The 5780-nt window shown below is 73.2% G+C and carries 5 protein-coding genes; 1 reads left to right on the plus strand and 4 read right to left on the minus strand.

Annotation, left to right across the window (positions count from 1 at the left end; all coding sequences use genetic code 11):
- The 4 genes from HET64_RS35565 to HET64_RS35580 all read right to left on the minus strand — a co-directional run.
- Positions 1-2358, minus strand: a 2358-nt coding sequence (locus HET64_RS35565; RefSeq protein WP_215111375.1) for an ATP-binding protein, incomplete at its 3' end; no start/stop codon positions are given.
- Positions 2359-2654: 296 nt separating this feature from the next.
- Positions 2655-2978, minus strand: coding sequence for an STAS domain-containing protein (locus HET64_RS35570; protein WP_215111376.1), 324 nt, complete (start codon positions 2976-2978; stop codon positions 2655-2657).
- Between the two features lie 286 nt (positions 2979-3264).
- Positions 3265-4113, minus strand: a complete 849-nt coding sequence (locus HET64_RS35575; protein ID WP_215111377.1) for a 3-hydroxyacyl-CoA dehydrogenase family protein — start codon at positions 4111-4113, stop codon at positions 3265-3267.
- Positions 4114-4262: 149 nt separating this feature from the next.
- The gene (locus HET64_RS35580) at positions 4263-4904 is read right to left on the minus strand and encodes a TetR/AcrR family transcriptional regulator (protein WP_215111378.1); all 642 of its coding nucleotides are present in this window, start codon (positions 4902-4904) and stop codon (positions 4263-4265) included.
- 90 nt (positions 4905-4994) lie between these two features.
- Here HET64_RS35580 and HET64_RS35585 point away from each other — a divergent pair, with 90 nt between their 5' ends.
- Complete coding sequence (locus tag HET64_RS35585) at positions 4995-5777, plus strand: ABC transporter ATP-binding protein (protein WP_215111379.1); 783 nt, start codon at positions 4995-4997, stop codon at positions 5775-5777.
- Positions 5778-5780 lie beyond the last annotated feature (3 nt).

Below are 5780 nucleotides of genomic sequence, written 5' to 3' on the forward strand. Positions count from 1 at the left end.
AGATGTGTATAAGGGACAGGTGGTGGGCGGGGTCGTCGGCGGCTTGGTGGGCTTGGTCGGCCCGCCGCTCGGCGTCGGCTCGCTCGGGGAACTGCTCCCGTCGTCCGTCGGATCTTCCGTCCCCGGCGGCGTACCGTCCGACGTGGAGGAGCTCGGGGACGGGGAGCCGGAGGTGCTCGGGCTCGCCGAGTCCGAAGCGCTCGGGGTCGCGGACGTCTCGCCGCCGGCGGTCTCCCCGGCCGGGTCGGAGCCGTCCTCCGACTCCTCCGGGGGCGGGCCGTCGTCGGCCGGGTCCTCGGTGGTCGTCTGCTCGGTGGTGACGTTGCGGCTGCCCGGCTCGTCGCCGTCGCCCGCGGTGACGCCGAGCGTGACGACGGTGCCGAGCACCGCGATCAGCACGGCGCCCGCGCCCGCGGCGGCCAGGTTGCGCCGGGCGCCGCCCAGGACGGCCCGGCCGGTCCCCTTGCGCGCGCCGGGGCCGGGCTGCAGCGGGGAGACGACCGTGGGCTCCTCCTCGGCCGGCTGCCGCAGGAACACCGGTGCGCCCGGGAACCCGCCGGGCGGTGTGCCCGGACCGTCCTGGCGCACCATGGGCACCTCGTCGCCCGACGCGGTGCGGCCGAGGGGGGCGAAGTCGCCGGAGCGGTCCGCGACCAGGGCGAGCGCGCGGCGTCCGGCCACGGCCCCGGACTTGTCGGCGAGGGCGCCGCGCATCCCGATCGAGGTCTCCAGCTCGGTCCTGGCCCGGTCCGGATTGCCGGTGCAGAGCGCGAGGACGCCCAACTCATGGTGGAAGTAGGCCTCCTCGGCGACCTCGCCGGCGATCCTGGCGGCCTCCTGGCCGATCCTGAGAGCCCGCTCCCAGGCCCCCCAGCCCAGGCCCGCCGCGAAGGCCGGGGAGGCGCTGCGGGCCAGCAGGACGGCCGCGCTGGCCGCTCCCGCCTCGTCGCCCGGGACCAGCCGGCCCAGGGAGGCGACGATCGCGTCCGCCTCGGCGACGGCACGTTCCGGGGTGACCGAGGGGTGCGAGGCCCACCAGGCGTAGTGCTGGGCGGCGGTACGGGCGTGGGCGGCGGCCTCGTCCTCGTAACCGGCCGCCGAGAGCTGGGCGAGGACCCCGGCGGCGAGGCGGTAGCGGGGGCCGGCCGGGGAGAGCAGGCCGCAGCCCGCGAGCTCGCCGAGCGCGGCGTCCGCGTGGGTGTCGCCCACGAGGGCCGGCAGATGGGCCTGGTGGGGCACCTCGCCGCCGAGGGCGACGGCGAAGCGCAGGGTGGCACGGGCCGCCTCGCTGAGCCGGGAGGCGAGCAGCACGGCGGGCGCGGCGCCCTCGCCGAGGCTCGGCAGCGGGACGTCGAGGGCGTCGGCGGCGGGTGGAGCGGGGGCCGGTGGCGCGTCGTCCGCGCGTGGCTCGAAGTAGTCGTACTCGTCGAAGGCTTCGGGGACGGCGCGCAGCCGGTCGCGCTGCACGAGGAGCGATCCGGCCTGGACGAAGCGGAGCGGCAGGCCCTCGGACTCGAACCAGAGGTCGCCCGCCCAGTTCCGCTCCTCCTCCGTGAGGGGGCGCTCGACGACCTTCTCCAGCAGGGCCAGCGAGGCGCCGCGGCCGAGGCCGGCGAGGAGCACCTCCTCCAGGTGGGCGTCGACACCGGGGGTGGTGGTGTCGGGGGTGGCGGCGAGCAGGAAGGCGCACTCGGGGGTGGCGGCGAGCAGTTCGTCGAGGGCCGCTCCGCCGATCTCCAGGTCGTCGATGGTGACGACGGCGCCGATGGACCGGGCGAGCGCGAGCAGTGCGTCGCGGTCGGGGCGGTGGCTCGGGGCCTTGTACACGGTGTCGAAGAGGGCGTGCAGCAGATCGGCGCCGGTGCGGCCCCGGCCGTTGAGCCGGACGACTCCGTCGGGGGCCAGGTCCGCGCAGTCGGCGGCGACGGCGTCCAGCAGCGCGGTGCGGCCGGATCCGGCCTGACCGGTGAGGCGGACGCTGCGCCCGCGCGCCAGCAGGCGGACCAGGCGTTCGCGCTCCTCCTCGCGTTCCAGGAGCGGCAGTTGCGGGGCGGGCGGTCCCGCGGGCACCGGGGGCGCTCCGGCGCGTTCGTGGTCGGCGCGTTCGGCGGAGGTGCGGCGGGCCGGGGCGTCGGGGCCCGAGCCGGGCGGGCAGGACTCGACCTCGCTGCCGTCGACGGGGTTGACCGTGAGCAGGAGGTCGCCGACGGTCAGCTGGACGACCCGGACCTGCTGCGGTGTCCCCGGGCCGAAGTCGGCGCCGCCGGATTCGCGGGACGGGCGGCGGTGGCCGGACTCGCCGCCGGAGCGGTCGTGGCCCTGCCCGTACTCATCGGCTGCCCGGTGTGTCGGGTCCATCGCAAAGTCCCCCAGACGCGTCGTGCGCGGTTGCCCCTCCCGGCCTCACACGCGCCCCGCTGTCGCTTCCGGTCCGGTGTCCGCCCATGGGTTCGTTGTCATTCGGCGGACGGCCGAACCCTAGACCTTGGCACAGTATTCACGAACAGCCGGGGTGCCACGCCGTCCAGGACGTCACGTTCCGGTGAGGATTGCGTGACTTCTTCCGCCGGGTGCGGTCCGTCCGTCCGTCCGGACCCGACGGACGGAGCCCGGCGGTCCGGATCCCGGCGGGGCGAGGTGCCGCACGCACGTCCTCAGACGCGCGGCAGCGACTCCGCGGCGATGCCGCCCTCGATGGCCAGGATGCGGTGCAGCCGGGTGGCCACCAGGAGGCGCTGCATCTGTGGCGGCACGCCGCGCAGCACGAGGCGCCGTCCGGCCCGTCCCGCCCTGCGGTGGGCTCCCATGATGACGCCCAGTCCGGTGGCGTCCCAGGAGTCCAGCTCGGTCAGGTCCAGCACGAGGTCGCCGACTCCGTCGTCCACGGCCGAGTGCAGGACCGTACGGGCGTCCGCCGCGCTTCGGACGTCGAGGCGGCCCCCGACGACCAGCTCGACGTGGTCGCCCCTGATGTGCATATGCGCTCCCCGGTCATGCTCCGTAGAAGGTCTGTCTGCTCTGCCGTCGGCCGTCCGTTCCGCCGCCGGCCCTGTCGTGGGCCCTGCCTCCGCCACGCGTGGCGCCCTGTCTCTGCCACCACTGACTGTCGCGACGACAGGGAAGTTGCCGTCTGTAGGCGAACCGATATCGAATTCACTCGGTGGAGTGACTCCGGTTCGTCGGGGACCGGTCCCCGACGGGTAGAATCCCCCGCTCCCCCGGCCCGGACGGTGGCGGGCCGGCGGGCCGAGGAGCCGGGTCCGGTCAGTACGTGTAGAAGCCCTGCCCGCTCTTGCGCCCGATGTCACCTGCGTCGACCATCCGGCGCATCAGCTCCGGGGCGGCGAACTTCTCGTCCTGCGACTCGGTGTAGATGTTGCCGGTGGCGTGCAGGAGGATGTCGACGCCGGTCAGGTCCGCGGTGGCGAGCGGGCCCATGGCGTGGCCGAAGCCCAGCTTGCAGGCGATGTCGATGTCCTCGGCCGAGGCGACGCCCGACTCGTACAGCTTGGCGGCCTCGACGACGAGCGCCGAGATCAGCCGGGTGGTGACGAAGCCCGCCACATCGCGGTTGACGACGATGCACGTCTTGCCGACCGACTCCGCGAACTCCCGGGCGGTGGCGAGGGTTTCGTCGCTGGTCTTGTAGCCGCGCACCAGCTCGCAGAGCTGCATCATCGGGACCGGAGAGAAGAAGTGCACGCCGACGACGCGTTCCGGACGCTCCGTCACGGCCGCGATCTTGGTGATCGGGATGGCGGAGGTGTTGGACGCGAGGACGGTGTTCTCGCCGACGACCTTGTCCAGGGCCCGGAAGATCTCGTGCTTGACTTCCAGCTTCTCGAAGACGGCTTCCACCACGACGTCCGCGTCGGCGACGGCGTCGAGGTCGGTGGTCGTGGTGATGCGGGCGAGCGCGGCCCCGGCGTCGGCCGCGTCCAGCTTGCCCTTGGAGACGAACCTGTCGTACGAGGCCTCGATGCCGTCACGGCCCCGGGTCAGCGCGGCGTCGGTGACGTCCCGCAGCACGACGTCCCAGCCCGCCTGGGCGGAGACCTGCGCGATCCCGGATCCCATGAGTCCGGCCCCGATGACGGCGAGCTTCCTGGCCACGTTCGCACCCCTTGGTTTCTGTTCGCCCGTGCGCAATTGTTCACGGCGGTTCACATGCTCTCCGGCGGAGGTTAGTACCCGTCGGGCGCGCTGGGGCGGTGAAGAGATGCGCGTCACGTCTCAGATGACGGACATCACACCGGGACGCGTCATTCGGCTCCGCGTCGCGCGTAGTTGAGGACCTGATCGCCGAGCAGCCCCTCGATGTCGTCGAGGACGCCGAGGGCGTCGTGGGAGACCTCGACGGCCTTGCGGCCCTTCATCATCTCCTGGCTGACATAGCCGACGAGGGCGTGCTCGATCCAGGCGATCTGGCCGCCGACGAGGAGCGGCAACGGGTCACCCTCGCTCGCCCCGGTGTCCTCCCGCAGGGTGGCGACGACGGACTGGAGCACCTCCTGCTGGAGGTACCAGAGGCGGGCCTTGAGGGTCGGAGCGTCCTCGATGACGCGCATGAAGTCGGCGAAGCCGTCCATCAGCCCGAACTCCGGTGAGACGGCGACGACGGCGGCGCGCACCTCGCGCAGGACGGCCTCGGCGGCCGACTCGCCCGGGTCGCGGGCGCGGACGTAGCGGGCGACGCGCTGGGTGACGTGCTGCATCCGGTCGAGGAAGAGATCCTCCTTGGCCGGGAAGTAGTTGTAGACGGTGTTCACGGAGACGTCGGCCAGTTCGGCGATCTCGGCGACGGTCACCGTGACGAAGCCGTGCTGGAGGAACAGCCCGGTCGCCATGTCCGAGATGCGCTGCTTGGCCTGGCGCTTCTTGCGTTCCCTGAGTCCCTCAGCCATGTCTCCATCGTAGGACGCGCCGAACAATCATGGTGTCAATGAATTATTGGAGTCATTGCAATTTTAGGCTCACTCTGTTTTTCTGACCCCATGACCGTCATCAGCACCTCCGGGCTGGCCCGGACCTTCACGACGCCGAGCGGCCCGGTGGAAGCCGTCCGCTCCATCGACCTGACCATCCACCCGGGGGAGATCGTCGGCCTCCTGGGCCCCAACGGCGCCGGCAAGACGACCACGCTGCGCATGCTCACGACGCTCCTCACCCCGACCGGCGGCGCGGCCACCGTGGCCGGCCACGACCTGCTCACCGACCCGGCGGCCGTCCGCGCGGTCTGCGGGTACGTCGCCCAGTCCGGCGGCGTCGACCCGTATCTGACCGTCCGGGAGGAGCTCGTCACCCAGGGCAGGCTGTACCGGCTGAGCCGGACGGAGGCCGCCGCGCGCGCCGGGGAACTCGCCGATCGGCTCGGCCTCGACGGACTGCTCGACCGGAAGGCGGCGAGCCTCTCCGGAGGGCAGCGGCGCCGGCTCGACATCGCCATGGCCCTCACCCACCGACCGGCCGTGCTCTTCCTGGACGAGCCCACCACGGGCCTGGACCCCGGGAGCCGGGCCGATCTGTGGGACCTGGTGCGGAGCCTGCGCGACGGGACCGGCACCACCGTCGTCCTGACCACGCACTACCTCGACGAGGCCGACGCGCTGGCGGACCGGCTGATCCTCGTCGACGGCGGCACGGTGGTCGCGGAGGGGACCCCGGCCGAGCTGAAGGCCCGCTACGCCGGCTCCCCCGACGCCTCCCTCCAGGACGCGTTCCTGGCCGCCACCGGCCGCCCCGTCACCCCTGCCGACCCCGCCCCCGCAGCCGTATAGGAC

This window comes from Streptomyces sp. McG3 (assembly GCF_018619185.1).
GTDB lineage: Bacteria > Actinomycetota > Actinomycetes > Streptomycetales > Streptomycetaceae > Streptomyces.